Genomic DNA, 26,099 nt, shown 5'->3' on the forward strand with positions numbered 1-26,099 from the left:
ATGGGTCGCCTGCTGCAGCTAGCGGGCCTGGTCATAGGCCTGGCCGGGCTCGTCCTGCAGTTCTGCATCACCATTCCGGCGTCGATGGAAGCCGGCCGCAGCCTGCTCGGCTCGATCGTTTTCCTGTTCAGCTTCTTCACCATCCTGACCAACATCGGCGCGGTCTTGGTGCACACATCGCTGTTGTCGTCCACCGGCTATGCCTGGCTGCCGGCCTTCGCCGGGCCACGCATGCGGGCGGGTGTCGCGGTTTCGATTGCTTTGGTCTTCATCGTCTATGCGACGGTTCTGGCACAGCTCTGGCAGCCGCGGGGGCTGTTCCTGCTCTGCGATGTGCTACTGCATTATGTGACGCCGGTGCTGTTCGTTCTGTGGTGGCTGACATCAGGCGCCGACGGCAGGACACGGTGGAGCGATATCTCCTGGTGGATGCTCTATCCCGTGGCCTATCTGGTCTATGCGCTGGCGCGGGCGCCGCTTGCCGGCGAGGTGCCCTACCCCTTCCTCGATGTCGCCAAGAACGGCCCAGCCAGCGTCGCCATCTCGGCGCTGGCCATCACCGGGCTTTTTCTCGTGCTGTGCGTCATCGCAGTCCTCGCGGACCGCAGCGTTTCACGCCTGCGGGCGCCGGGCGGCATGCGTTAGCTGATGTTCCGGTTCGAGATCATGGCTTTCGTTCTTGGCGATGGTCTTTTCGAAACCCGTTCGCGCTAGTCCCAGAAGGGCCTGAGCCCCTCGTGATGGGCGTCGCAGCGCGAGATGCCGATATCCTTGAGCTGATCGTCGGTCATTTCCAGCAATGCCAACCGGCTGCGCCGGCGCTCCAGCAGATTGTCGATCCATCTCGCCAGGGACCCGACCACGCGCACCAGACGGCTGACAAAGCCGCGCCGGCCCGCCGGGCGTGCCGGTTGACTTGATAACTCGGCCCTCGAATGAGGGATTGTCACGATTGTATTCATTTTCTTTCCACCGGAAGTCTCAATTGCACCCTTTTTTCATTTCGCTGATATGTATTGACTCATATTCCGGTGCAATATAGAAAATTGTCACCATGACAAATTGGCTTCCAGATCTCACCGCCGGCTCCGGCCCGCTGTATCAACGCCTGGCGGACTCCATCGAAACCGACATCGACCGGGGCGTTATCGATGCCGGCGCAAAACTGCCGCCGCAACGCGATCTGGCCTACGACATCGGCACCACCGTCGGCACGGTCGGCCGCGCCTATCAATTGCTGCGCGAGCGTGGACTGGTGAGCGGCGAAGTCGGGCGTGGAACCTATGTGCTCGGCGAGCGCGCCGGGGGTGCGACGCCGGACTTGCTGGCTCCGGACGTCAGCGCGGAAGGCACGCGTTACATCGATGCGCCCAGGGACAAGCTGCGGTTCGACAGCACGGCAGCTCCAGACATCGGCCAGGGCGCCGTTGTCGCCGATGTCCTGTCGCGCACGGCACAGGATCATCCGCACGAGATTTCAAGCTACACGCGGGATTTTCCAGACCGCTGGTACGAAGCCGGCGCCCGCTGGTTGTCGCGAAACTCCTTCCGGCCTACCGCCGACACCGTCGTTCCGACGCTCGGCACCCATGCCGCTGTGATGGCGGCGATCGCAGCGCTGACCACACCCGGCGATTATGTTGCCTTCGAGCACCTCACCTATTCGCAGATATCGCGTAGCGCCGGCCTGATCGGCCGGCGCACCGCGCTGGTGGCATCGGACGACGAAGGCCTCGACCCGGCCGATTTCGAGCGCGTCTGTGCGCAAAAGCATCCCAAGATGATCTTCCTGATGCCGACGGCCAAGAATCCGACGCTGGTGACGCTGTCGGCCACGCGCCGCGAGGCAATTGCCCGGGTGGCGCGCGAGTACAATGTCATCCTCATCGAAGACGACCTTTACGGCGACCTCACCGACGACCCGACGCCGCTGCTTGCCGAGTATGCGCCCGAACGCACTATCGTCGCCGGCGGCCTGTCGAAATCGGTGGCGGCCGGCATTCGCGGCGGTTGGCTCTCCTGCCCACCCGCCTATCGCCATCGCATCCGCGTCGCCCACAAGATGATGACGGGCGGCATGCCCTTCCTGCTGGCGGAGGTGAATGCCCGGCTGGTGCTGTCCGGCCAGGCCGCTGAGATACGCAAGCGCAGCATCGCCGAAATCGGCGCCCGCATCGCCATCGTACGCGGGACTTTGGCCGGATTTGAATTCAAGACGCACGACAAGGTGCCCTTTGTCTGGCTCACCCTGCCCGATCCGTGGCTTTCCGGCACATTCAAGAACGCCTGCCTCGAACATGGCGTGCTGCTCGACGACGAGGACGAGTTCAAGGCGGGCCGCTCCGAGCAGGTTTTCCATGGCGTCCGCTTCGGCATCTCGCAGCCGAGACAACGCAAGGACATTGCCGAAGGCGTTGCTGTCATCCGGCGGCTTCTCGACGAGGGCCGTGCCGGTTACGACAGCTTCTCCTGAACTCCGAGGGGCCTCGCACGCGCAGGATCGCCGCTGCCGAGGACTGCCCTGTGGCTTTGTCCGGCTTTCCTGCGTTTTTCGTCAATCCATGGGTGTATCGGCCTTAAAGCTTGCGATAAGACGGGACTCAAATCCCAACGCCCCGGACAAAATTCGCCACCCATGACCATTTCCAATTCCGTGCCGATCACCCCCGAGCTCATCGCCGCGCACGGGCTGAAGCCCGACGAGTATCAGCGCATCCTCGACCTTGTCGGCCGCGAGCCGAGCTTCACCGAACTCGGCATCTTCTCGGCGATGTGGAATGAGCATTGCTCATACAAGTCCTCGAAGAAGTGGCTGCGTACCTTGCCTACCACGGGCCCACAGGTCATCCAGGGTCCGGGCGAGAACGCCGGCGTGGTCGACATCGGAGACGGCGACTGCGTCGTCTTCAAGATGGAGAGCCACAATCATCCGTCCTACATCGAGCCCTACCAGGGTGCGGCGACCGGCGTCGGCGGCATATTGCGCGACGTCTTCACCATGGGCGCGCGGCCGATCGCGGCGATGAATGCGCTGCGCTTTGGCGCGCCTGACCATCCCAAGACCAGGCACCTCGTCTCGGGCGTGGTTTCCGGCGTCGGCGGCTACGGCAACGCCTTCGGCGTGCCGACGGTCGGCGGCGAGGTCAATTTCGATGCCCGCTACAACGGCAACATCCTGGTCAATGCTTTTGCCGCAGGCCTTGCCAAGACCGATGCGATCTTCCTGTCGGAAGCCAAGGGCGTTGGTCTGCCGGTCGTTTATCTCGGCGCCAAGACCGGCCGCGACGGCGTCGGCGGCGCCACCATGGCCTCGGCTGAATTCGACGACAAGATCGACGAGAAGCGCCCCACCGTGCAGGTCGGCGATCCCTTCACCGAAAAGTGCCTGCTGGAAGCGTGCCTCGAACTGATGGCCTCGGGGGCGGTCATCGCCATCCAGGACATGGGCGCGGCCGGCCTCACATGCTCCGCGGTCGAAATGGGCGCCAAGGGCGACCTCGGCATCGAGCTCGATCTCGACAAGGTGCCGGTGCGCGAAGAGCGCATGAGTGCCTATGAGATGATGCTGTCGGAAAGCCAGGAGCGCATGCTGATGGTGCTGCGCCCCGAGAAGGAAAAGGAAGCCGAGGCGATCTTCCACAAATGGGGCCTCGACTTCGCCATCGTCGGCAAGACCACCGACGATCTGCGCTTCCGGGTTCTGCACCAGGGCGACGAGGTCGCCAACCTGCCGATCAAGGACCTTGGCGACAAGGCACCGGAATACGACAGGCCCTGGGTCGAGTCCAAGAAGCCGGCGCCGCTTGCGGCCAACGACATTCCGCAGGCCGATGTCGCAGATGCGCTGCTGAAGCTGCTCGGCGGACCGGATCTATCGTCGCGCCGCTGGGTGTGGGAGCAATACGATACGCTGATCCAGGGCAATTCGCTGCAGCTTCCGGGCGGTGACGCCGGCGTGGTCCGCGTCGATGGCCATGCGACCAAGGCGCTCGCCTTCTCCTCCGACGTGACGCCGCGCTACTGCGAAGCCGATCCCTATGAGGGCGGCAAGCAGGCAGTGGCCGAATGCTGGCGCAACCTGACCGCGACGGGCGCCTTGCCGCTCGCCGCCACCGACAATCTCAATTTCGGCAATCCGGAACGGCCCGAGATCATGGGTCAACTGGTCGGCGCGGTGAAAGGCATTGGCGACGCCTGCCGCGCGCTCGGCTTCCCGATCGTTTCCGGCAACGTCTCGCTCTACAACGAAACCAACGGCCAGGGTATCCTGCCGACACCGACGATCGGCGGCGTCGGCCTGATCGCCGACTGGTCGAAGATGGTGCGCACCGGTTTCGCCGCCGAAGGGCAGATGATCCTGCTGGTCGGCGCGCCCGCCTCATGGGGAACGCATCTCGGCCAGTCGGTCTATATGCGCGACATCCACGGCCGCACGGATGGCCCGCCGCCACCGGTCGATCTTGAACATGAAAAGCGCGTCGGCGACCATGTGCGTGCCTTGATTGCGTCCGGTATCGTCACGTCGGCGCATGACGTTTCCGATGGTGGCATCGCGGTTGCTCTGGCCGAAATGGCGATGGCGTCCGGCATCGGCGCGACTGTCCCCGGGCTTGTCGGCACCGATCCGATCCCGGTCTGGTTCGGCGAGGATCAGGGCCGCTATCTGCTGACGCTGTCGATCGACCCGCATGGCGATGAATGGGATGCCATCCGCAAGCAGCAAAGCGAGCTCGGCATTTTCGCGCCATGGATCGGCTCGACCGGCGGCAGCACGCTGAAACTCGGCGAGGCGCGAGCGATCCCGGTCAGCGAACTGACCGCCGCCCACGAAGGCTGGTTCCCCCGTTTCATGGATCAGGCCAGTTGACCAGACTGACTGCCCGGGCACTGCTTGCAGTCGTTTTCTGGCCGTCGCTGTTCTTCTTCTGGTGCCTCGGGCCATTCGTCTTTTTCCTGCTGTCGACGACCTCAAGCGAGGTTTGCGCCCGGTTGGAAACGCGCGCGGAGTTTCTTGCCGCGGCCAACGGCACCCTTCCGATGCTCGCCGTGCAGAACGTCATCCATGCGGTTCCGATCTTGTGCCTGGTACTATGGGACCGCCTTTCACCGGAGCCGGCGCGGGCGAGGCATATTGTCACCTGCATCAAGCTTTTTGCCGTTGCGGTGGTCATAGGGGGACTGTGGGAGTACGGCTCCTCGCTTGTCTGCGACGGCTACGGCCAGGCGTTCTTCTCGCCGCTCTGGCAGATGACCAGCTATCTCCCCATCGTCAGCCTGATCATCAACGTTCCGCTCTATGTGCTGGCCTTCAGCCTCGGCCGCGCTTTCTCGACCCGCGAGGATGTTGCCGAGGACGAAGCAAGCCCACCGGCTTAGGCCCGCTCTGAAGCCGTCTTGCCCGTGGCAGGACGGAACGGCTTCAATCCGGACCGGAAAGGCTCTAGGCTCTGGCGAGTCACATCGCATGGCCGCCGGCCGGCCGCTCGAACAGGATTTTGCCATGGCAATGGATGCCCACGACATCGAAAAACTGATCAAGGACGGCATTCCGGACGCCAAGGTGACGATCCGCGATCTAGCCGGTGACGGCGACCACTACGCTGCCGAGGTGGTGGCCGAGAGCTTTCGGGGAAAAAGCCGCGTCCAGCAGCACCAGATGGTCTATGACGCGCTGAAGGGCAATATGGGCGGCGTGCTGCACGCACTGGCGCTGCAGACCAGCGTTCCCGATTAAGGCATTTGCCACCCGACCCACAGAGACGGCCAGGGATGCGCCTCAAGCCACTTGGCCCAAGACGGCCCATCCTTTGCGCCATTTCAGCCACGGCACGGCTAACGTCTTGTTTCGGGCAATCGATGGGTTTATTTGAAAGGGTATGTTTCGAGCCTGACTCCCACAGGTGGTAAAGGATATTCCATGAGCGGTATCAACGACTACATCGACAATGAAGTGAAGGGCAACGACGTCGTCCTTTTCATGAAGGGCACGCCCGGTTTCCCGCAGTGCGGATTTTCCGGCCAGGTCGTGCAGATTCTCGACTATATCGGCGCCGACTATAAGGGCGTGAACGTCCTGGATTCCGCCGAACTGCGCCAGGGCATCAAGGAATATTCCAACTGGCCGACTATCCCGCAGCTCTACGTCAAGGGTGAATTCGTCGGCGGCTGCGATATCGTCCGCGAAATGTTCCAGGCCGGCGAGTTGCAGACTTTCCTCGTCGAAAAAGGCGTGAGCGTCAAAGGCGCCGCCTGATTTCGATTGCGCGTGTCGCTATCGACATGCGCTGAACACCGGGGCAGCCCCACCCGGCAACTTTATGTCCCGAATGCTGGGACCAAGACGAGCCAATGCGCCGGCCCGCCGGCGCGTTTTCGTTTGAGAGATCGGACTTGCCGTGGACCAGCCAGCAGCAGCGACGCAATCGGCAAGCAAGCTGCCTATTCCGCGCTGGGAATTCATCGCGCTGTGCGCGGCGCTGATGGCGCTGAATTCGCTGGCCATCGACATCATGCTGCCGGCCTTGCAGCAGATCGGTGCCTCGCTCGGCGTCGAGAATGAAAACCACCGGCAGTACGTGGTCACCGCCTACATTCTCGGCTTCGGCGGTGGCCAGCTGTTCTTTGGGCCGGTATCGGACCGTTTCGGCCGTCGCGCACCGCTTGTCGCCGGGCTGATCATTTACGTGGCGGCGGCTGCCGCTGCCGCCATTGCGCCAAGCTTTGAAACGCTTCTCTTGTGCCGGGCCGTGCAAGGCATTGGTGCGGCCGCCACACGCGTCATCGCCGTCTCGATCGTGCGCGACACATTTGACGGCCGACGCATGGCCGAGGTGATGTCGCTGATCTTCATGGTGTTCATGGCCATCCCGGTCATTGCTCCCGGCATCGGCCAATTCATCATGCTGTTTGCAACCTGGCACTGGATCTTCGTCACCATGGCCGTCGGCGCCCTGATCGTCTCGGCGTGGTCGCTGCTGCGCCTGCCGGAAACGCTGCATCCTGAATATCGGCGACCGCTGACCGCCAACTCCATCATCGGTGGTTTCCGCATCGTGCTCACCAACCGCATCGCGATCTGCTATGCCTTCGCCAGCACATTCATTTTCGCCGCCATGTTCGGCTTCATCGCCTCGGCGCAGCAGATTTATGTCGACATATTCAATGTCGGCGAGATGTTCCCGGTCATCTTCGCAGGGGTTGCCGGCGTGCTCGCCTTCTCCAATTTTCTGAACTCACGCCTTGTCGGCCGTGTCGGCATGCGTCGCCTGTCGCAAAGCGCGCTGCTGCTATTTCTGGTCATCAGCCTTGTCTGGCTGGTTGTTTCGCTGGAAATGAAGATGCCGCTCTGGCTTTTCGTCACTTTCTTCGCCTGCGCCATGCTGCCGTTCGGCGCGCTCGGCGCTAACTTCAACGCGCTTGCGATGGAGCCGCTCGGACAACTGGCCGGCACGGCGTCGTCCATCCTGGGTTTCATGCAGACTTTTCTCGGCGGCATTCTGGGCACGCTGATCGGCCAGGCCTTCAACGGCACGGTAACGCCGCTGGCCGCCGGCTTCTGCAGCGTCTCGGTCGCGGCACTGCTGATGATCCTCATCGCCGAGCGGGGCAAGATGTTCCAGCCGCAGAACGCACCTGTTTCAGGGCACATCACGGATCTGCACTAAATCATTGTTTTTCCAAGCACGCCGGACGGGCCCAAACGCCGATCGTGGAAAAAATCCTATTCCGCCCAGAGTTCGCGGCGCAGCTCGCGCCAGCTTTCCTGGTCAGGCGCGACAAGCAGGCCACCACCCAAATGCGACGGCAGATAGGCGCTGCCGTCGAAGCGCGCCGCGTAGCCGCCGGCCTCGGCATGGATCAGCACGCCGGCCAGATGATCCCACGGCATCAGCTTGTTGTAGACGACGAAGTGAGCATGGCCGCTGGCCAGCAGGCGGTATTCGTGCGCTGCGCAGCGGTAGGCGAATTGCGACAGTATCTTCGTCTGGTTGCGGGCCAGCCGTGACCGTTCCGGTTCGGGCATGTATTGCCAGGAGACAGAGCCGGTCATTTCCGCGAGTGGCGCGGGTGCCGTGACACGCACCTTCTCCAGACCGCCATGCGCATGCCTGATATGGCTACCGGCGCCCTTGGCGCTGATCAGCCAGTCCTTGCCGACAGGGTCATGAATGATACCGGCAACGGTCTCGCCCTTGACCACCACGGCCAGCATGACACCGAAAAGCGGCACGCCCGAAGCGAAGTTGAAGGTGCCATCCACCGGATCGATGACGAAAGCCAGATCGGCATCGCCCAGGCCGTCGAGCAGCGCCGGATTGTCGGAACAGGCTTCCTCGCCGACGACCATAGCCGAGGGATAGCGCTCGCGCAGCCTAGCGGTGATGAGCCGCTCGGCATTGACGTCAGCCTCCGTCACTAGGTCGGCGGCTGATGTCTTCTGCCTGATATCGCCGTCGCCCAGCCGGCGAAAGCGCGGCATGATCTCGGTCTGGGCTGCCTTTGCCAGAATGCCGGCCAGCCAGTCGATCGCGGTGTCGTCAAATATCATCGGAAATGTCTTGCCTGGCGGTGAGGGTGTCATTGAGCGCTGCGAAATCGAACAGTTTTCTGTCGAGCAGATGCGATGGCCTGCTGTTGGACAGCGCGCGCAGCATCGTATCCTTGCGCCCGGGCATGCGCTTTTCGATATCCTCGAGCATCGCCTTCATGGCGTTGCGCTGCAGACCTTCCTGGCTGCCACAGAGGTCGCAAGGGATGATCGGGAACCGCATCGCCGCGGCGAATTTTTCGAGGTCGGTTTCGGCGCAATAGCTCAGCGGCCGCAGCACCATGACGTCGCCCTCGTCGTTGAGCAGCTTTGGTGGCATGGCGGCGAGACGGCCGCCATGGAACAGGTTCATGAAAAAGGTTTCGAGAATGTCCTCGCGATGGTGGCCGAGCACCAGCGCCGAGCATCCCTCCTCGCGCGCGATGCGATAGAGATGGCCGCGCCTGAGCCGCGAACACAGCGAACAATAGGTGCTGCCCTCGGGCAGCTTGTCGGTGACGACGGAATAGGTGTCCTGATATTCGATGCGATGCGGGATGGCGTATCTATCGAGATAGTCGGGCAGGATGTGTTTGGGAAAGTTCGGCTGGCCCTGGTCGAGATTGCAGGCCAGCAAATCGACAGGCAGCAGCCCGCGCCATTTGAGATCCAGCAGCACGGCAAGCAGCCCGTAGGAATCCTTGCCACCCGACAGCGCGACCAGCCAGCGCTGGCCCGGCTTGACCATCGAGAAATCCTCGATCGCCTGACGCGTCAGCCGCAGCAGCCGCTTGCGCAGCTTGTTGAACTCAACCGAGGACGGCACGTCGGCGAACAGCGGGTGGAAGCCGCCATCGGCGATCGGTTCGAGCGTCTCGACATCTGGCAACATGTTCATGGCGTCAGTTCCAAAATCCTGGAGCAAAGGACGTTCGGCACTTTGTTGCGCCCGGGATTAGCGGACATGGCAGACAAAGAAAAGGCCGCCTCGAGGGCGGCCTTTGGATGGGATCGCAAAATGCGTTCGATCAGCGCGAATAGAATTCGACGACCAGGTTCGGCTCCATCTGCACGGCGAACGGAACGTCCGCCAGGCCAGGAATGCGAGAGAAGGTCGCGACCATCTTGTTGTGGTCGGCTTCGATGTAGTCCGGCACATCGCGCTCGGCGAGGCCGACTGCCTCCAGCACGATCACCAGCTGCTTCGACTTTTCGCGTACTTCGACGACATCGCCCGGCTTGCAGCGGTACGAGCCAATGTTGACGCGCTTGCCGTTGACGTTGACGTGGCCGTGGTTGACGAACTGACGGGCGGCGAAAATGGTCGGCACGAACTTGGCGCGGTAGACGACCGCGTCGAGACGCGACTCGAGCAGGCCGATCAGGTTCTCCGAGGTGTCGCCCTTACGGCGGTCGGCCTCTTCATAGACCTTGCGGAACTGCTTTTCCGAGACGTCGCCATAGTGACCCTTCAGCTTCTGCTTGGCGCGCAGCTGCAGGCCGAAATCGGAAAGCTTGCCCTTGCGGCGCTGGCCATGCTGGCCGGGGCCGTACTCACGCTTGTTGACCGGGGACTTCGGGCGGCCCCAGATGTTCTCGCCAAGACGGCGGTCGATCTTGTACTTCGCGGATTCGCGCTTGCTCATCGCATTCCCTTTCAAAACAAACACACCCGGAACCTCATGGTCCGGGTGAAGGAAACGCGCCCTCCTCTGGCCTCCGTTTTCGAGACCTGACAGGGTCTTCCCACGCAACGCGGCGGAAAACCCACGGGACACGTCATTTCAAACAGGATCAGAAAACGGCTAAGGCTCACTGATCTTGCGTATACAAAACAAACACCGGACATCGCTGCCCGGCGTTGGCGGCTGGTTAAACCGAGTTTTAACCGGTGTCAAGCTTGTGCCTGGCGTTGGGCAAGGCAACGATATAGCGTTTTCCATGTTGATGCAGTGCCGGATGTGGCGGGAGGCGGTTGCGCCAGCGGCATCAGGAAGGGACTAGAGAGGAGACTGTGGTCATATGAAGAAGTTCTTCCTTACGTTGGCAGGCGCGGCGGTGTTGGCCGGGTCGATGGCAGTTGCACCGGAGCCGGCAGAAGCCAGACATTGGCAGGGACACCGGCATCATCAGGTTTGCCGCGTGGTGGTGAAGAAGAAGGTGGTCTGGCGGCATGGCCACAGACACGTCATCCGCTACAAGGTGCGGCGCTGCTGGGGGCGCTGGTAAAAGTTCAGCTCAGGCGACCTATTCAAAGCCCGCGGCTATGGCCGCGGGCTTTTTGATTCTGACCCGTCTTCTCTCTGCTTCTCTCTGACCGTGTTCTCGTGGACGACCTGGATATCCACCACGTGGACCAATCGTCAGTCCTTCGATTTCTTTTCAGGCAGTCCCTTGCGCTTCGTCTCGGCGAACTCCTCGAGTTGCTTTTCGCTCATCGATTCGAACATTTCCCTGGACGCGCCCTTGAGCTCACTCTTTTTCGTCTCGCCGCGCTTTGCGGAAAGTGCGGCACCGGCGGCCTTTTGCTGGGCTTTCGAGGTGGCAGGCATGATCGGTTCTCCCGTTTTGCATAAGGAGAAAAACGCAACGGCCGCCGTGATGTTCCCTTCGAGGATCAGGACATCGCCAGCCCGAACCCCTGCATCAGGCGACGGGTCGGGAAATCGGTCCTTTTCGATGTGAAGACAGCAAGGTCGGGGCCTTCCGGCAACATCTCGCCACGACCGTTCGGATCGATGTCGGCGAGAAGCGAAAGCGCCCGGCGCGCGATCGCTTCAGCCGGGTCGAGCCAATCGACCGGCCACGGCGCCGTCTTGCGCATGCGATTGGCCAGAAAGGGATAGTGCGTGCAGGCGAGCACGACGATATCCGTACGCAACGCATCATGCTCGACGAAGCACGGTGCAATCTCGGCGCGCACAGCCTCCTCGTCGACGAAACCCTCACGCATGTAGATCTCGGCCAATCCCGCCAGATTGTCGCTGCCGACCAGGCGGACGTGGCACTTCTGCGCCCATTTGCTGATCAGGTCGCGCGTATACTGGCGCTTCACGGTGCCGGGCGTCGCCAGCACCGACACCAGCCCGGAACGCGTGCGTTCCGCCGCCGGCTTGATCGCCGGCACCATGCCGACGAAAGGATGCTCGGGAAATCTCTCGCGCAGCGCATCGATCACCAGCGTCGAGGCGGTGTTGCAGGCGATGACTGAAATGGCCGGCGTAAACCGGTCGAAGAGTCTTGCGAACAGTTCGAGGATGTGCGTCCTCAGCGCCGGCTCTTCCCAGGCGCCATAGGGGAAGGCAGCATCATCAGCGACGTAGATGAAGCGACGATCGGGCATCAGGACGCGCGCCTCGCGCAGCACGGTGAGCCCGCCAATGCCGGAATCGAACATCAGGACCGGCCGCTCAGTCATTGTCGGTTCCCCTGCCGCCGAGCGGGGGCGGGTCATTGTCGTCGCCATTGGCGTCGGGCGCTGGTCGACCCGCTTCCGCCTTGCGGGCGCGCGCGGCTGCCGCGGGCAATCGCCTGGGATCGTCGCCGGGAGACCCGTCGCCGCGGGGCATCGCCGGCGAGAATCTGTCTAGTGACGAGATGATGCCGCGCAGCACCTTGAGCTCCGGTTCGGCAAAGCCGGCACGCGTCAGCACGGCGCGCAGATTGTCGACCATCTTCGGCTTCTTCGGCGCCGGCCGGAAATAACCGCGCGCTTCGAGCGCACTTTCCAGATAGGCGAACAGGCCGTGCAGTTCTTCCTTGCTTGCCGGTTTCATGTCTGGACCGGCAAAGTTGGTCTTTGTCTCATCCTCGAGGCCTGACTTCATCCACTCATAGGACATCAGCAACGCGGCCTGGGCGATGTTGAGCGAGGAGAAATCAGGATCGACCGGAAAAGTGACAATCTCGTCGGCAAGGCCAACCTCGTCATTGTAGAGACCGAAGCGCTCGCGGCCGAACAGGATACCGGTGCGCTGCCCCATATCGTGACGGGCTCGGAGCACCCTGCCCGCCTCCACCGGGCCGCGCACGGATTTGAAGCCGTCACGCTGCCTGGCGGTGGTGGCGAAAACGAAGTTCAGGTCGGCGAGCGCCGAGGCCAGATCGTCGAACACCTTCACCGCATCGATGACATGGTCGGCGCGGCTGGCGGCCGCCCGCGCCTTTTCGCTCGGCCAGCCGTCGCGCGGGTTGACCAGGCGCAGCTCGACCAAGCCGAAATTGGCCATGGCGCGTGCGACCATGCCGATGTTCTCGCCGAGCTGCGGCTCGACCAGGATGATGGCCGGACCGGCGGCGGGAATGGTGGCGGTGTCTTCGGTGACTGGCATGATTGTCAATGAACTGCTGTTTGCGGCATTTCAGCGTCCCCTGCCACATTCGGCCGCGAAAATGAAGCATTCGCAAATGATCGCGGCCACGGCCTCACATTCGTGACCGATCGCCGTTTGCGCGGCCAAAAACGCTTTGATATACGGGCGGGCATCCCCCGGCCGAACGCCACGCGGGCAAGGCCGTCCCATATCCCAGCAACGAGGCATTCTTTCCATGGCGAAGATCAAGGTGGCGAACCCGGTCGTCGAACTCGACGGCGACGAGATGACCCGCATCATCTGGCAGTTCATCAAGGACAAGCTGATCCACCCTTATCTCGACCTCAAGCTTGAATATTACGACCTCAGCATCGAGCATCGTGACACCACCAACGACCAGGTGACCATCGATTCGGCCAACGCCATCAAGAAATACGGCGTCGGCGTGAAATGCGCGACCATCACGCCCGACGAGCAGCGCGTCGAGGAATTCAAGCTGAAGAAGATGTGGAAGTCGCCGAACGGCACCATCCGGAACATCCTCGGCGGCACCATCTTCCGCGAGCCGATCATCATGAAGAACGTGCCGCGCCTGGTGCCCGGCTGGACCAAGCCGATCATCGTCGGCCGTCACGCCTTCGGCGACCAGTATCGCGCCACCGATTTCCGTTTCCCCGGCAAGGGCAAACTGACGATCAAGTTCGTCGGCGAGGATGGCAAGGTGATTGAGCATGAGGTGTACGACGCGCCCGGCGCTGGTGTCGCCATGGCCATGTACAACCTCGACGAGTCGATCCGCGAATTTGCCCGCGCCTCGCTGAACTATGGCCTGCTGCGCAACTACCCGGTCTATCTGTCGACCAAGAACACCATCCTCAAGGCCTATGACGGCCGCTTCAAGGACATTTTCCAGGAAGTCTACGAGGCCGAATTCGAGGCCGAATTCAAGGCGCGCAAGCTCTGGTACGAGCATCGCCTGATCGACGACATGGTGGCGTCCAGCCTGAAATGGTCGGGCGGCTATGTCTGGGCCTGCAAGAACTATGACGGCGACGTCCAGTCCGACACCGTGGCGCAAGGGTTTGGGTCGCTCGGCCTGATGACCTCGGTGCTGATGACACCGGACGGCAAGACTGTCGAAGCCGAGGCCGCGCACGGCACCGTCACCCGCCACTATCGCCAGCACCAGAAGGGCGAGGAAACCTCGACCAATTCGATCGCCTCGATCTTCGCCTGGACTCGTGGTCTCGCCCACCGCGCCAAGCTCGACGACAATGCCGAACTGAAACGCTTTGCCGAGACGCTGGAAAAGGTCTGCATCCAGACAGTCGAGTCCGGCTTCATGACCAAGGATTTGTCGCTGCTGATCGGCCCCGACCAGCCCTGGCTGTCGACCACCGGTTTCCTCGACAAGATCGACGAGAACCTGCAGAAGGCGATGGCCTGACAGGCAAGCAAAATGGGCGAGCCCATCGTCTACGGGGCGGACTACAGCGTCTATGTGCGCATCGTCCGCCTCGTGCTCGCGGAGAAAGGCATCGACTACGAGCTCGTGCCGGTCGATGTCTTTGCCGTCGGGGGCATTCCCGCCTGGTATTTCAAGCATCATCCGTTCGGCCGCATCCCGGCCTTCGAGCATGACGGCTTCCGCCTTTACGAGACGAGCGCGATTGCCAGATATGTCGACGAGGTGTTCGACGGCCCGGTACTGCAGCCGAAAGACCCGCGTGCACGCGCAACGATGAACCAGATCATCGGCATGCTCGACGCCTATGCCTACCGATCCATGGTCTGGGATGTCGCCGTCGAGCGGCTGGAGAAACAGGCGCCCGACGAGGCCCTGATCGCCGGCGGGCTTTCACAGGCAAGCAAAACGCTTGAGGCCCTCTCCTCACTGAAAGCGCCTGGGCCATGGTTGCTGGGCGACCAGCTGACGCTGGCCGATCTGCATGCGGCGCCAATCATCGGCTATTTCGTCAAGGTCCCGGACGGGCTAAAACTGCTGGCCGAATTTCCCGAGATCCATTCCTGGTGGAACCGCATCACGGCACGGCCAGGCTTTGCCCGCACTGAGAAGGCTGACTGACAGCAAAGGCCCGGTGGTTGGGCCCTTGCTATCTGATCACAATCTGATCACGCGGCTTCGAGGGCAGCTTTCACTGCCGCGATCGCATCGGCGGCCTTGGAAGCATCCGGGCCGCCGGCCTGGGCCATGTCTGGCCGGCCACCGCCGCCCTGCCCGCCGAGTGCGGCGGAGGCCACGCGCACCAGATCGACGGCGCTGAAGCGGCCGACAAGATCATCGGTGACAGCGACCACGACACTCGCCTTGTTGTCCTCGCCGGCGCCGACGAAGACTACGACGCCGGAGCCGAGAGACGACTTGCCGGCATCAGCCAACGGCTTCAAATCCTTCGGCGAGACGCCGGAAACCGCCTTGCCGAGGAAACCGACGCCCGCCACCGTCTCGTTCTCCGACGGAGCGCCCGCCGCGGCACCGCCGCCCAGCGCCAGCTTCTTGCGCGCCTCGGTCAGTTCTTTTTCGAGCTTCTTGCGCTCGTCGAGCAGCGCCTCGACACGCGCCGGCACGTCGGCCGGCGAGATCTTCAGCGTTGCGGCGACGGTCTTCAGCCGCCTGTCCTGCTCGTCGAGATGCTTGCGTGCGGCCTCGCCGGTCAATGCCTCGATGCGGCGCACGCCGGCGGCAACCGCGCTGTCCGACACGACACGCACCAGACCGATATCGCCGGTCGCCCTGACATGCGTGCCACCGCAGAGTTCGACCGAATAGGGCCGGTTCGCCTTGGCGCCATGCAAGCCGGTGCCCATCGACACCACACGCACTTCATCGCCGTACTTCTCGCCAAACAGTGCCATGGCGCCTTCGGCGATGGCGTCGTCGACCGACATCAGGCGCGTGGACACCGGGCTGTTCTGCACGACGATCTCGTTGGCCATGCGCTCGACTTCTTCGAGCTCATCGGGAGAGATTGGCTTGTTGTGCGAAATGTCAAAGCGCAGGCGCTCGGGCGCGACCAGCGAGCCCTTCTGCGCGACATGGCTGCCGAGCACCTCGCGCAACGCCTCGTGGATCAGATGCGTCGCAGAATGGTTCGCGCGCAGCCTGGTGCGGCGCGCATGGTCGACTTTCAACTCGACTGCCGCGCCGGTCCTGACCGTACCGCTGGCCACCTTGCCGATATGGACGAACAGCCCATCAGCCTTCTTCTGCGTATCGGAGATATCGATCGAGAAGCCTTCGCCCGAAATGACACCAGTGTCGCCCATCTGGCCACCGGACTCGCCATAGAACGGTGTCTGGTTGACGACCACGGCTACCGCCTCGCCCTTGCTCGCGCTGTCGACGGTCTTGCCGTCCCTGACAAGCGCCTGGATGAGGCCTTCCGCCTGCTCGGTCTCGTAGCCGAGGAACTCGGTGGCGCCCGCCTGCTCGCGCACCGGGAACCAGACCCTCTCGGTGGCCGCGTCGCCGGAGCCTGCCCAATGAGCGCGCGCCTCGGCCCTCTGCCGCTCCATCGCATCGGTGAAGCCGGCAAGATTGACCGAGATGTTGCGCTGGCGCAGCGCATCCTGCGTCAGATCGAGCGGGAATCCGTAAGTGTCGTAGAGCTTGAAGGCCGTTTCGCCATCCAGCATGTCGCCGGCATGCAGCTTTTCCGTAGCCTCCGAAAGCAGGCCGAGGCCGCGCACCAGCGTCTTGCGGAACCTGGTTTCCTCGAGCTTCAGCGTCTCGGTGATCAACTGTTCGCCGCGCACCAGTTCCGGATAGGCCTGACCCATCTCGCGCACCAGCGCCGGCACCAGGCGCCACATCAGCGGATCACGGGAGCCAAGCAACTGCGCATGGCGCATGGCGCGCCGCATGATGCGGCGCAGGACATAGCCACGGCCTTCGTTCGACGGCAGCACGCCATCGGCCACCAGGAAGGAGGACGAGCGCAGATGGTCCGCGATGACGCGAAACGACGCGACGGTTTCCTTGTCGGGGCCATGCCCAATCGCCGACGACGCCGCGTCGATCAGGTGACGGAACAGATCGGTTTCAAAGACGCTTTCCACCCCCTGAAGAATCGACGCCATGCGCTCCAGGCCCATGCCGGTGTCGATCGACGGGCGCGGGAGGTCGATGCGCTCCTCCTTCGTCACCTGTTCATACTGCATGAACACCAGGTTCCAGAATTCGAGGAAACGATCACCGTCCTCCTCCGGACTGCCGGGAGGGCCGCCCCAGATGTGCTCGCCCCGGTCAATGAAGATTTCCGAGCACGGCCCGCACGGTCCGGTGTCGCCCATCGCCCAGAAATTATCCGAGGTCGCAATGCGAATGATGCGATCGTCGGAAAAACCGGCGATCTTCTTCCAGAAGCCGGCTGCCTCGTCGTCCGTATGATAGACGGTGACCAGCAGCTTGTCCTTGTTCAGCCCGAATTCCTTGGTGATCAGGTTCCAGGCAAGCTCGATCGCACGCTCCTTGAAGTAGTCGCCGAAGGAGAAATTGCCGAGCATCTCGAAGAAGGTCAGATGGCGCGCGGTATAGCCGACATTGTCGAGGTCGTTGTGCTTGCCGCCGGCGCGAACGCTCTTCTGGGCGGTCGAGGCGCGCGAATAAGGCCGCTTCTCAAGGCCGGTGAAGACGTTCTTGAACTGCACCATGCCGGCGTTGGTGAACATCAGCGTCGGATCGTTGCGCGGCACCAGCGGGCTCGACGCGACGATCTCGTGACCCTCCTTGTGGAAGTAGTCGAGAAATGTCGACCGGATCTCGTTCACGCCACTCATGAATGCTGCCTTTTCGAGAGAACCGCCGGCCAGCCGGCGGAAAATGGGCTCTTGCGTCCTGGAAGATAGACTTGGCCTTTTAGCGATCGCACCGCACCCTGTCCAGAAACACGGAATTGGTCCAAATCATGGTCTTTGCCGACTGTCCGGACCGGCCTGCCTCACCGCCAAAACGCAAAACCGCCGACCCAGGGCCGGCGGTTCGAAACGCATTGATACGCAAACTCAAACTGGGGTACGCGAACTCAGGCTGAAGCCCTGACGGACCATACTCGTCCTACATCGCGCCGGCTTCATCCTCGAAACCGTCGTCACCGCCTTCGGAGCCACCATTCTCGAGGAATTTCTCGGCGATCAGCCCGGCATTCTGCCTGAGCGCCAGTTCGATCTCGCGCGCCGTGTCGGGATTGTCGCGCAGGAACAGTTTTGCATTCTCGCGACCCTGGCCGAGACGTTGCGAATTGTAGGAGAACCAGGCACCCGACTTCTCGACCACACCGGCCTTGACGCCAAGATCGACCAGTTCGCCGGTCTTGGACACGCCCTCGCCATACATGATGTCGAACTCGACCACCTTGAAGGGCGGCGCCAGCTTGTTCTTGACCACCTTGACGCGGGTCTGGTTGCCGACGACCTCGTCGCGGTCCTTGACCGAGCCGATGCGGCGGATGTCGAGGCGCACCGAAGCATAGAATTTCAGCGCGTTGCCGCCGGTCGTGGTCTCGGGCGAACCGAACATGACGCCGATCTTCATGCGGATCTGGTTGATGAAGATGACCATGGTGTTGGAGCGCGAGATCGATGCCGTCAGCTTGCGCAGCGCCTGGCTCATCAGCCGGGCCTGCAGGCCGGGCAGCGAATCGCCCATCTCGCCTTCGATTTCAGCGCGAGGCGTCAGCGCCGCGACCGAATCGACCACCAGCACGTCAATCGCGCCGGAGCGCACCAGCGTGTCGCAGATTTCCAGCGCCTGCTCACCGGTGTCGGGCTGCGAGATCAGAAGGTTCTCGAGATCGACGCCAAGCTTGCGCGCATAGACCGGGTCAAGCGCATGCTCGGCATCGACGAAGGCGCAGATGCCGCCCTTCTTCTGGGCTTCCGCCACAGTGTGGAGGGCGAGCGTCGTCTTGCCCGAGCTTTCCGGCCCGTAGATCTCGATGATGCGGCCGCGCGGCAGGCCACCGACGCCAAGCGCGATGTCGAGGCCAAGCGAGCCGGTCGGCACCGTTTCGATCTCGACGACCTGCTCGTTCGCGCCGAGCCGCATGATCGAGCCCTTGCCGAAAGCCCGCTCGATTTGCGACAGCGCCGCATCCAGAGCCTTTGATTTGTCCACCGCTTTGTCCTCTACCAGCCGCAAAGAATTCTGAGCCATGATACATCACCCCTTGGTCGTCAATGAAGGCCGGACAATCCGTAATCCCTGCCATTTTGTACCTTTTTTGTTCTCGTTTGGCAAGGGGCTTCAAATATCTGAAAAACAATCAAAATTCGGATTTGTTCTTTTTTCGTCCCAGAACCCGAGCAGGAATGCATCCCACATTGGGCCAGACAGCTTGGCCGTTTCGATCCGCCGAATCGTTGCCTTGCATGCGAAACTCCGTCACGCAGCCTAGCGCTTGTGCGGGTGGAATAACAAAGGTCATATCGCCGGCATGGTGAAATCTCCAAGAATTCTGGCGGTGGGCGGTGCCCATATCGACCGGCGCGGCCAGGTTTCGGGCGCTTACGTGCCCGCCGCCTCCAATCCGGGCACGATGCGCGAGGATGTCGGCGGCGGCGTCTTCAACGCGTTGCGCAGTCTGGTGCGGCGCGGAGTCTCCGCCTCGCTGCTGTCGGTGCGTGGTGGCGATGCCGCCGCCGATACCGTCGCGCGAGCCATCGCGGAAGCAGGCATTGCCGACCTGTCCGCCGTGTTCCTTGATCGGACGACGCCGAGCTACACGGCGCTGATCGACCGCGAGGGCGAACTGATCGTCGGCTTCGCCGACATGGCGCTCTATGAGTTGGCGTTTCCCAAGCAGATTCGTCGTTCCAAGGTGCGGGAGGTGATCGCCACCGCCGATGCCATTCTGTGCGACGCCAATCTGCCTTCGGCGGCACTGGAGCGGCTGGTTTTGCTTGCCGCCGGCAAGCCCGTGTTCGCCATTGCCATTTCGCCGGCCAAGATCGTGCGTTTGAAATCGGTCCTCGGCCATCTGGCCGTCGTCTTCATGAACCAGCGCGAAGCCGTCGCCTTGGCTGGCCTGGACGGTACGGCGTCCGGGCAAGATATCGTTGATGGCCTGAAACGCGCCGGCCTCGACAGCGCGGTGGTGACGGCGGGCGGCGGCCCGGTGCTGGGTTTCGACCGGGATGGCACCTTTGCCGTCATGCCGCCCGCTCCCAGGAAGGTGGCGGATGTTACCGGCGCCGGCGATGCGCTGGCGGGCGCAACCGTTGCCGGCCTGCTGCGTGGCATGCCCCTGCGCGCGGCACTGCGCGAGGGTGTCGCCGCGGCGACGCTGGCCATCGAAAGCGCCGACGCCGTTCCCGATTTCACCGCGGCGAGCTTCTGCGAGGCGCTGGCCCTTGTGCCGGATGCGCAGGAAGTGGCATGAGACCGGCAAATTCATAGTGCCGGAGTGCCGCTCGCGCGTCCCGATGGATCGCCGCACTCCGGGTTGGAGATCAAGATGACGCCAGAGACCGCCCGCCCCTTCATCGACATCCATGCGCCGGTGGCGCAAGCCTTGGCTGCCGGGCGGCCGGTGGTGGCGCTGGAAAGCACCATCATCACCCACGGCATGCCCTACCCCGACAATGGCGCCATGGCGGCGGACGTCGAAAAGATCATCACCGATGGCGGCGCCGTGCCAGCGACGATCGCCGTGGTTGCCGGCCGCATCAAGATCGGGCTTTCGGACGGTGAGCGCGAATCGCTCGCCATGACCGGCGATGCCATGAAGCTGTCGCGCGCCGACCTCGGCTTTGCCGTCGCGCAAGGGCGCACCGGCGGCACCACGGTCGCCGCCACGATGATCGCGGCGCATATGGTCGGCATCGAGGTGTTCGCCACCGGCGGCATCGGCGGCGTGCACAAGGGCGGCGAAAAGAGTTTTGACATTTCCGCCGATCTCGACGAGTTGGCGCGCACGCCGGTCATCGTCGTATCGGCCGGCGCCAAAGCCATCCTCGACATTGAAAAGACGCTGGAAGTGCTGGAGACGCGCGGCGTGCCGGTGGTCGGCCATGGCTGCGAGACGATGCCAGCCTTCTGGTCGCGGCATTCGCCGTTCCGCGCGCCGTTGACCTTGTACAAGCCGGAAGACATCGCGCATTTCTACCAGACGCGGCAGGCACTCGGGCTTGGCGGCGGCATGCTGATCGCCAACCCGGTACCGGAGAACCACGAAATCCCGGCCGAAGAGATGGCCGGCTATATCGAAGCCGCGCAGAAGGCAGCCGAGGCGCTCAACGTAACCGGCAAGGCGGTGACGCCATTCCTGCTGTCGAAGATCCTCGAACTGACCGGCGGCAGGAGCCTGAAGACCAACATCGCCCTGGTCGAAAACAATGCACGACTGGCGGCGAAGATCGCCAGGGCATTGTAGTTTCCACGCAGCTACTTGCCGGCGCGCCGTCCCGCCTCATGGGCGCGGCGCGCCCACACCGCCATCTCGTCCGGATCGTCGAAGGCGCTGTCGGGAATACTCCAGTAGGGCATGGAGACCAGCTTGCCGTGCCGCGAGCCGGTATAGGTCCATTGCTTGCAACCGGCGGCTTCGAAGGCGGGCGCGCTTTGCTCGTCCGCCTTCAGCATCAATTCGCCGCGCAGCACGATGGCGACGATGACGCCGTCGAAATAGATGCCCTTGCCGCCGAACAATTTGCGGATGCTGACCGGGCCAAGGCCTTCGAAAAGTTCGGCTATGCGTTCATTGTCCATGCCGCGATCATGACATCGGCATCTGGCATTGTCATCGCCGCAACCAAAACCATGCTGACAGGTTGAGAACGAAATTCGTCGGAGTTTTTCATGCCGCTTCTGCTCAAAGGGTCCTGCCGGTGCAACGCCGTGCGTTTCGAGGTCGAGAGCCACACGCCGGTGCCGTTCATGCTCTGCTACTGCTCGATCTGCCGCAAGCAACAGGGTGGTGGCGGCTTCGCCATCAATCTCGGCGCTGACTGCAAAACGATGAAAATTACCGGCAAGCGCAATCTCGGCGTTTATCGAGCCGAGATCGAGGATGACGAGCATCCGCGGTGCGAAGTCTCGTCAGGCGAGCGGAATTTCTGCAGGAAATGCGGATCGGCACTGTGGCTCTACGATCCGACCTGGCCGGAACTGGTGCATCCCTTCGCCTCGGCGATCGACAGCGACTTGCCGAAGCCTCCAAGCAAGGTGCATCTGATGCTGAAGTACAAGGCGAACTGGGTCGAGCCTGATATCGGTAAGGGCGACAAGACGTTCGACGTCTATCCGGAGGAATCGATCGCCGACTGGCACAAACGAATGAAGATGTGGGTGGAGTAGCGTCCTTCTCCCCGTTTGCGGGGAAGGAAGATCTCAGGCCGACGCCCGCGCCTCTGCCAGCGCCTTCAAGTCAGCCGGCTTCAGTTCGACGGATTCGCCGCAGCCGCAGGCCGAACTCTGGTTCGGATTGTGGAAGGTGAAACCGGTGCGCAGCGTCGTCTGCTCGAAATCCATCTCGGTGCCGAACAGGAACAGGGCCGCCTCAGGCGCCACATAGACATGCGCGCCGTCGCGCTCGATGTGGTCGTCCTTGGTGTTGGGTTCGGTCACCAGATCGACCGTGTATTCCATGCCGGCGCAGCCGCCCTTCTTGATGCCGAGGCGAATGCCATGCGCGTTGTCGCGGGTGGCGACAATCTCGCGCACCCGGTCGGCGGCCTTTTCGGTCATCGTGATGACGGCAAAGCGTCCCATGTCATTCTCCACCTTCACGCGGGTTCAAGGCCCGCGGATCATTCATCCATCAAAATGGTTATATTGGCGTCACGCTGCAAGGTCTTTATTGCCATTGTCCATGCAGCGCTGCCGTCGAGTACGCATTGAGCACAGCTTCAGACGACTCTCGTTCATTTTCCTCCAAGGCATAGAATGCGTTGTCCAAGGCATCAAAATCTATGCCGCTGCCACTGACATCACCCACGATTTCCATTCTTGCCAAACGCTCTTCGGGAAAACATTCGCCCAGCAAGGCGCAGGCCCGGCGCGTCAGTTCTGCATGCTTTTCAAGGCCCATGGTGCGGAAACCTTGAATCGCCCCTTGCGCCGTTATCCCATAAGAATTCCAAAAATACTGTCTGAAGCCACCGTTGAGGACCTGCCAACTTAGCAACTCGACGCAGATGACGTTCCTGATCGCGGAAGGCATTGCACCAACAACTCTGTGATACTCAGCCGGTTCTTCAAGAACGTCGAGAACCGGAGCGCCCCAAGCCTCGACCACCCTCGCCGAAGGCGGAATGTCGCCTTCTCTTGGGGCATCCGGCGAAGATTTGTCGGACATCCAGTTCGCCTAATCGCCCCTCAATACCAACCCACCGCCACCTGCGCCTCTTCCGACATGCGGTCGGGCGACCAGGGCGGGTCGAAGGTCATGTTGACTTCGACGCCGGAGACACCTTCGACGGCGCCGACGGCATTTTCCACCCAGCCGGGCATTTCGCCGGCGACAGGGCAGCCGGGCGCGGTCAGCGTCATGTCGATCTTGACCGAACGGTCGTCCTCGATGTCGATCTTGTAGATAAGGCCAAGCTCGTAGATGTCGGCCGGGATTTCCGGGTCGTAGACGGTCTTCAGCGCCGAGACGATGTCGTCGGTCAGCCGTGCCAATTCGTCGGCGGGAATGGCCGAAGCGGAAACCAGCGGGTTGATGGCCGCTTCCGGTGCGGTCTCTGTGGTATGGCTAGCATCGTCCATGATCGTCACCCGAAGAACTTTCGCGCTTTTTCGAGCGCTTCCGCCAAAGCGTCGACTTCGGCCCTGGTATTATACATGCCGAACGATGCCCTGCATGTGGAGGTTACGCCAAAACGTTTCAACAGCGGCTGGGCACAATGGGTGCCTGCCCGCACTGCAACGCCCTGCCTGTCTATCACCATCGAGACGTCATGGGCATGAATGCCCTGCAACTCGAAGGAAATGATCGCCCCCTTGCCCGGTGCGTCGCCGAAGATGCGCAGCGAATTGATGGCGCGCAGCCGCTCGTGGGCATAGGTCTTGAGGTCTTCCTCGTGTGCGGCAATGCGCTCGCGGCCGACCTTTTCCATATAGTCGAGTGCGGCGCCCAGCCCGATTGCCTGGACGATCGGCGGCGTGCCGGCCTCGAAGCGATGCGGCGGCTCGTTGTAGGTGACGATGTCTTCCGTCACTTCCTCGATCATCTCGCCACCGCCCATGAACGGTCGCATGCCCAGGAGAATGTCCTTCTTGCCATAGAGCACGCCGATGCCGGACGGACCGTAGACCTTGTGGCCGGTGAAGACGAAGAAATCGCAATCGAGATCCTGCACGTCGATCGGCATGTGCACGGCGCTCTGGCTGCCGTCGACCAGCACTGGAATGCCGCGCGCATGCGCAATGCGCACGATCTCCTTGATCGGCGTCACCGTGCCCAGCGCATTCGACATCTGCGTGATGGCGACAAGCTTGGTGCGGTCGGTCAGCCGCTTCTCGAATTCCTCGATGTGGAAGACGCCGAGATCGTCGACCGGCACCCAGACCAGCCTGGCGCCCTGACGCTCGCGGATGAAATGCCACGGCACGATGTTAGAGTGGTGCTCCATGATCGACAGCACGATCTCGTCGCCCTCGCCGATGTTGGGCATGCCATAGCCATAGGCGACCGTGTTGATCGCCGACGTCGTGTTCGAGGTGAAGACGATGTTGTCGGTGCTCGGCGCGTTGAGGAAACGGCGCACAGTCTCGCGCGCCTTCTCATACGCATCGGTCGCGGCATTGGACAAGAAATGCAGGCCACGATGAACGTTGGCGTATTCCTGGCTGTAGGCGTGCTGGATTGTATCCAGCACCACCTGCGGCTTCTGCGCCGAGGCGCCGTTGTCGAGATAGACCAGCGGCTTGCCATAGACTTCCCGCGACAGGATCGGGAAATCGCGGCGGATCGCCTCGACGTCGTAGAAATCTCCGATCTTGCCTGGAGCGTTCATCAGGATCACCCGTGTGCCACGAACCAGTCGTCAAGCCGCGCTTCGAGCGCCTCGACAATCGTCTCGTCGTCCAGTTCCTCGATCACCTCGGCGACAAACGCCTTGACCAGAAGGCCGCGCGCGCTCTTCTCGTCGATGCCGCGCGCCATCAGGTAGAACAGGTGGTCGTGGTCTATTTCGGTCACCGTCGCACCATGGCCGCAGACGACGTCGTCGGCGAAGATTTCAAGTTCGGGCTTGGTCGAGAACTCGCCGTCGTCCGACAACAGCAGCGTGTTGCAGGCCATCTTGGCATTGGTCTTCTGCGCGTACTGATGGACGTTGATGCGGCCTTGGAAGACGCCACGCGCCTTGCCCGTCACCACGTTGCGGATCACTTCCGTCGAGGTCGTGTGCGGTACGGTGTGGTCGAGCACCATGGTCACGTCGCTATGGGTGTCGCCTGCAAGCAGGTTGATACCACGCAGCTTGAAATCGGCGCCCTCGCCCGTGGTCTTGACCATGATCTCCTGGCGCACAAGCTTGCCGCCGGCATTCATGACGAACAGCGTCAGTTTGGCGTTCTTGCCGATATGGGCCTTGAGCTGCGCCAGATGCGTCGCCGTTTCCGGCTGTTCCTGGACGATCAGCCACGTCACCTCGGCGCCCTCGCCGAGCACGAGCTGGCTGACCGAACTTACCAGAGCAGCCCCGTCACCCGTCTGACGCTCGACGATAACGGCCTTGGCGCCGGCGCCGACCCGCACCGGCAGGCGCACATGCGTCTGGCCACCGGCTTGCAGGTTCTGCAGTTCGATCGGCTTGTCCAGTTCGACGCCATCGGCGATGTCGACAAAATAACCATCTGCAACGAAAGCGGTGTTCAAAGCGCCGATGGCATCGTCGCTGCCATAGGGATCGAGCCCCGGCGCGATGCTGCCGTCGATCAGCTTTTCCGTCAGGCGCTGCACGGTGACGCCCTCAACGGCCGGCACCTTCGTGCTCGATACGCCGTTCAGCACGGCCAACACGGCCGAACCTTCCACGATCGGAGCAATGGCCTTGACCGCCGCGGCCGGATCGAAGTCCGGCACCGCATTCAGCAGCCGGCGGAGGTCCGTGTAGTGCCAGGATTCGACGCGCCGCGTCGGCAGGCCGTGCTTGATCGCCTCGATGGCGTCGTCGCGCTTCAGCATCACCGCGCCGTCGCCCGGCAGCAGCGACAACCGTTCGCCGAAGGCGTCGATCAACGCCGTCTCGGCCGGTGTCCGCTGGGGCTGTGTGTGCATATTCATCAGTCT

28 protein-coding genes are annotated in these 26,099 nt (G+C 62.5%); 13 read left to right on the plus strand and 15 right to left on the minus strand.

All coding sequences use genetic code 11. From position 1 onward, the window contains the following. Window positions 1–645 (plus strand): Pr6Pr family membrane protein, encoded by a 645-nt coding sequence (locus AC56QP_RS02835; RefSeq protein WP_489861021.1) that lies wholly within the window; start codon window positions 1–3, stop codon window positions 643–645. A 65-nt stretch (window positions 646–710) separates the two neighbouring features. Here AC56QP_RS02835 and AC56QP_RS02840 read toward each other — a convergent pair whose 3' ends face one another. After that, window positions 711–962 (minus strand): DUF1127 domain-containing protein, encoded by a 252-nt coding sequence (locus tag AC56QP_RS02840; RefSeq protein WP_489861020.1) that lies wholly within the window; start codon window positions 960–962, stop codon window positions 711–713. Between the two features lie 92 nt (window positions 963–1,054). Here AC56QP_RS02840 and AC56QP_RS02845 point away from each other — a divergent pair, with 92 nt between their 5' ends. The 6 genes from AC56QP_RS02845 (at window position 1,055) to AC56QP_RS02870 (ending at window position 7,664) form a co-directional block, all read left to right on the plus strand. Next, the gene (locus tag AC56QP_RS02845) at window positions 1,055–2,473 is read left to right on the plus strand and encodes an aminotransferase-like domain-containing protein (RefSeq protein ID WP_489861019.1); all 1,419 of its coding nucleotides are present in this window, start codon (window positions 1,055–1,057) and stop codon (window positions 2,471–2,473) included. A 162-nt stretch (window positions 2,474–2,635) separates the two neighbouring features. Beyond that, a complete protein-coding gene (gene purL, locus AC56QP_RS02850) occupies window positions 2,636–4,867 on the plus strand; it encodes a phosphoribosylformylglycinamidine synthase subunit PurL (RefSeq protein WP_489861018.1) in 2,232 nt (743 codons plus the stop codon). Then, entirely contained in the window at window positions 4,864–5,376 is a 513-nt protein-coding gene (locus tag AC56QP_RS02855) for a hypothetical protein (protein ID WP_489861017.1), read from the plus strand. Before purL ends, AC56QP_RS02855 begins: the two co-directional genes overlap by 4 nt. A gap of 124 nt (window positions 5,377–5,500) precedes the next feature. Next, a complete protein-coding gene (locus AC56QP_RS02860; RefSeq protein WP_010909092.1) occupies window positions 5,501–5,734 on the plus strand; it encodes a BolA/IbaG family iron-sulfur metabolism protein in 234 nt (77 codons plus the stop codon). Between the two features lie 183 nt (window positions 5,735–5,917). Next, entirely contained in the window at window positions 5,918–6,253 is a 336-nt protein-coding gene (gene grxD, locus AC56QP_RS02865; RefSeq protein WP_013532137.1) for a Grx4 family monothiol glutaredoxin, read from the plus strand. 142 nt (window positions 6,254–6,395) lie between these two features. Next, window positions 6,396–7,664, plus strand: a complete 1,269-nt coding sequence (locus AC56QP_RS02870) for a multidrug effflux MFS transporter (protein WP_489861016.1) — start codon at window positions 6,396–6,398, stop codon at window positions 7,662–7,664. A gap of 56 nt (window positions 7,665–7,720) precedes the next feature. On the opposite strand, the gene AC56QP_RS02875 is transcribed toward AC56QP_RS02870, so the two are convergent. From AC56QP_RS02875 to rpsD, 3 genes are all read right to left on the minus strand, one after another. After that, window positions 7,721–8,548 (minus strand): inositol monophosphatase family protein, encoded by an 828-nt coding sequence (locus AC56QP_RS02875; protein WP_489861015.1) that lies wholly within the window; start codon window positions 8,546–8,548, stop codon window positions 7,721–7,723. Next, a complete protein-coding gene (ttcA, locus tag AC56QP_RS02880) occupies window positions 8,538–9,425 on the minus strand; it encodes a tRNA 2-thiocytidine(32) synthetase TtcA (protein ID WP_489861014.1) in 888 nt (295 codons plus the stop codon). Before ttcA ends, AC56QP_RS02875 begins: the two co-directional genes overlap by 11 nt. Before the next feature lie 130 nt (window positions 9,426–9,555). Further along, window positions 9,556–10,173, minus strand: coding sequence for a 30S ribosomal protein S4 (rpsD, locus tag AC56QP_RS02885; protein WP_023759539.1), 618 nt, complete (start codon window positions 10,171–10,173; stop codon window positions 9,556–9,558). A gap of 376 nt (window positions 10,174–10,549) precedes the next feature. On the opposite strand from rpsD, the gene AC56QP_RS02890 reads away from it, so the two are divergent. Then, a complete protein-coding gene (locus AC56QP_RS02890; RefSeq protein ID WP_489861013.1) occupies window positions 10,550–10,756 on the plus strand; it encodes a hypothetical protein in 207 nt (68 codons plus the stop codon). 134 nt (window positions 10,757–10,890) lie between these two features. Here AC56QP_RS02890 and AC56QP_RS02895 read toward each other — a convergent pair whose 3' ends face one another. The 3 genes from AC56QP_RS02895 to AC56QP_RS02905 all read right to left on the minus strand — a co-directional run bounded on the left by AC56QP_RS02895 (window position 10,891) and on the right by AC56QP_RS02905 (window position 12,858). Next, a complete protein-coding gene (locus AC56QP_RS02895; protein WP_489861012.1) occupies window positions 10,891–11,079 on the minus strand; it encodes a DUF3008 family protein in 189 nt (62 codons plus the stop codon). A gap of 65 nt (window positions 11,080–11,144) precedes the next feature. After that, window positions 11,145–11,945, minus strand: coding sequence for a glutamate racemase (murI, locus tag AC56QP_RS02900; protein WP_489861011.1), 801 nt, complete (start codon window positions 11,943–11,945; stop codon window positions 11,145–11,147). Then, on the minus strand, window positions 11,938–12,858 hold the full coding sequence (locus AC56QP_RS02905; RefSeq protein ID WP_489861010.1) for an RNA methyltransferase: 921 nt from the start codon (window positions 12,856–12,858) through the stop codon (window positions 11,938–11,940). The genes murI and AC56QP_RS02905 overlap by 8 nt, the downstream gene beginning before the upstream one ends. 217 nt (window positions 12,859–13,075) lie before the next feature. Here AC56QP_RS02905 and AC56QP_RS02910 point away from each other — a divergent pair, with 217 nt between their 5' ends. Both AC56QP_RS02910 and AC56QP_RS02915 read left to right on the plus strand, forming a co-directional pair. Continuing rightward, a complete protein-coding gene (locus AC56QP_RS02910) occupies window positions 13,076–14,287 on the plus strand; it encodes an NADP-dependent isocitrate dehydrogenase (RefSeq protein WP_489861009.1) in 1,212 nt (403 codons plus the stop codon). Window positions 14,288–14,299: 12 nt separating this feature from the next. Beyond that, window positions 14,300–14,926: a glutathione S-transferase family protein gene (locus AC56QP_RS02915; protein ID WP_489861008.1), complete on the plus strand. Its 627-nt coding sequence runs from the start codon at window positions 14,300–14,302 to the stop codon at window positions 14,924–14,926. Between the two features lie 47 nt (window positions 14,927–14,973). Here the strand turns inward: AC56QP_RS02915 and alaS are convergent, their stop codons facing one another. Continuing rightward, window positions 14,974–17,640: an alanine--tRNA ligase gene (gene alaS, locus AC56QP_RS02920; RefSeq protein ID WP_489861007.1), complete on the minus strand. Its 2,667-nt coding sequence runs from the start codon at window positions 17,638–17,640 to the stop codon at window positions 14,974–14,976. A gap of 277 nt (window positions 17,641–17,917) precedes the next feature. After that, complete coding sequence (recA, locus tag AC56QP_RS02925) at window positions 17,918–19,015, minus strand: recombinase RecA (protein ID WP_010909075.1); 1,098 nt, start codon at window positions 19,013–19,015, stop codon at window positions 17,918–17,920. A gap of 280 nt (window positions 19,016–19,295) precedes the next feature. On the opposite strand from recA, the gene AC56QP_RS02930 reads away from it, so the two are divergent. After that, on the plus strand, window positions 19,296–20,240 hold the full coding sequence (locus tag AC56QP_RS02930; protein WP_489861006.1) for a carbohydrate kinase family protein: 945 nt from the start codon (window positions 19,296–19,298) through the stop codon (window positions 20,238–20,240). 75 nt (window positions 20,241–20,315) lie between these two features. Further along, complete coding sequence (locus tag AC56QP_RS02935; protein ID WP_489861005.1) at window positions 20,316–21,233, plus strand: pseudouridine-5'-phosphate glycosidase; 918 nt, start codon at window positions 20,316–20,318, stop codon at window positions 21,231–21,233. Window positions 21,234–21,244: 11 nt separating this feature from the next. On the opposite strand, the gene AC56QP_RS02940 is transcribed toward AC56QP_RS02935, so the two are convergent. Continuing rightward, window positions 21,245–21,568: a TfoX/Sxy family protein gene (locus AC56QP_RS02940; protein WP_091578257.1), complete on the minus strand. Its 324-nt coding sequence runs from the start codon at window positions 21,566–21,568 to the stop codon at window positions 21,245–21,247. 90 nt (window positions 21,569–21,658) lie between these two features. On the opposite strand from AC56QP_RS02940, the gene AC56QP_RS02945 reads away from it, so the two are divergent. Then, the gene (locus tag AC56QP_RS02945; protein ID WP_489861004.1) at window positions 21,659–22,156 is read left to right on the plus strand and encodes a GFA family protein; all 498 of its coding nucleotides are present in this window, start codon (window positions 21,659–21,661) and stop codon (window positions 22,154–22,156) included. Window positions 22,157–22,189: 33 nt separating this feature from the next. Here the strand turns inward: AC56QP_RS02945 and sufA are convergent, their stop codons facing one another. The 5 genes from sufA to sufD all read right to left on the minus strand — a co-directional run bounded on the left by sufA (window position 22,190) and on the right by sufD (window position 26,093). Next, the gene (gene sufA / locus AC56QP_RS02950; protein ID WP_013532156.1) at window positions 22,190–22,570 is read right to left on the minus strand and encodes a Fe-S cluster assembly scaffold SufA; all 381 of its coding nucleotides are present in this window, start codon (window positions 22,568–22,570) and stop codon (window positions 22,190–22,192) included. Between the two features lie 85 nt (window positions 22,571–22,655). Then, entirely contained in the window at window positions 22,656–23,156 is a 501-nt protein-coding gene (locus tag AC56QP_RS02955; RefSeq protein WP_489861003.1) for a DMP19 family protein, read from the minus strand. Window positions 23,157–23,176: 20 nt separating this feature from the next. Continuing rightward, window positions 23,177–23,569, minus strand: coding sequence for an SUF system Fe-S cluster assembly protein (locus AC56QP_RS02960; protein WP_256750870.1), 393 nt, complete (start codon window positions 23,567–23,569; stop codon window positions 23,177–23,179). Window positions 23,570–23,574: 5 nt separating this feature from the next. Then, window positions 23,575–24,819 carry a cysteine desulfurase gene (locus tag AC56QP_RS02965; RefSeq protein WP_489861002.1) on the minus strand — a complete coding sequence of 415 codons (1,245 nt, stop codon included), beginning with the start codon at window positions 24,817–24,819 and terminating at the stop codon, window positions 23,575–23,577. A 5-nt stretch (window positions 24,820–24,824) separates the two neighbouring features. Then, complete coding sequence (gene sufD, locus AC56QP_RS02970; RefSeq protein ID WP_489861001.1) at window positions 24,825–26,093, minus strand: Fe-S cluster assembly protein SufD; 1,269 nt, start codon at window positions 26,091–26,093, stop codon at window positions 24,825–24,827. Window positions 26,094–26,099: the final 6 nt, after the last annotated feature.

The sequence above is a fragment of the Mesorhizobium sp. RCAM 05104 genome (assembly GCF_059683645.1).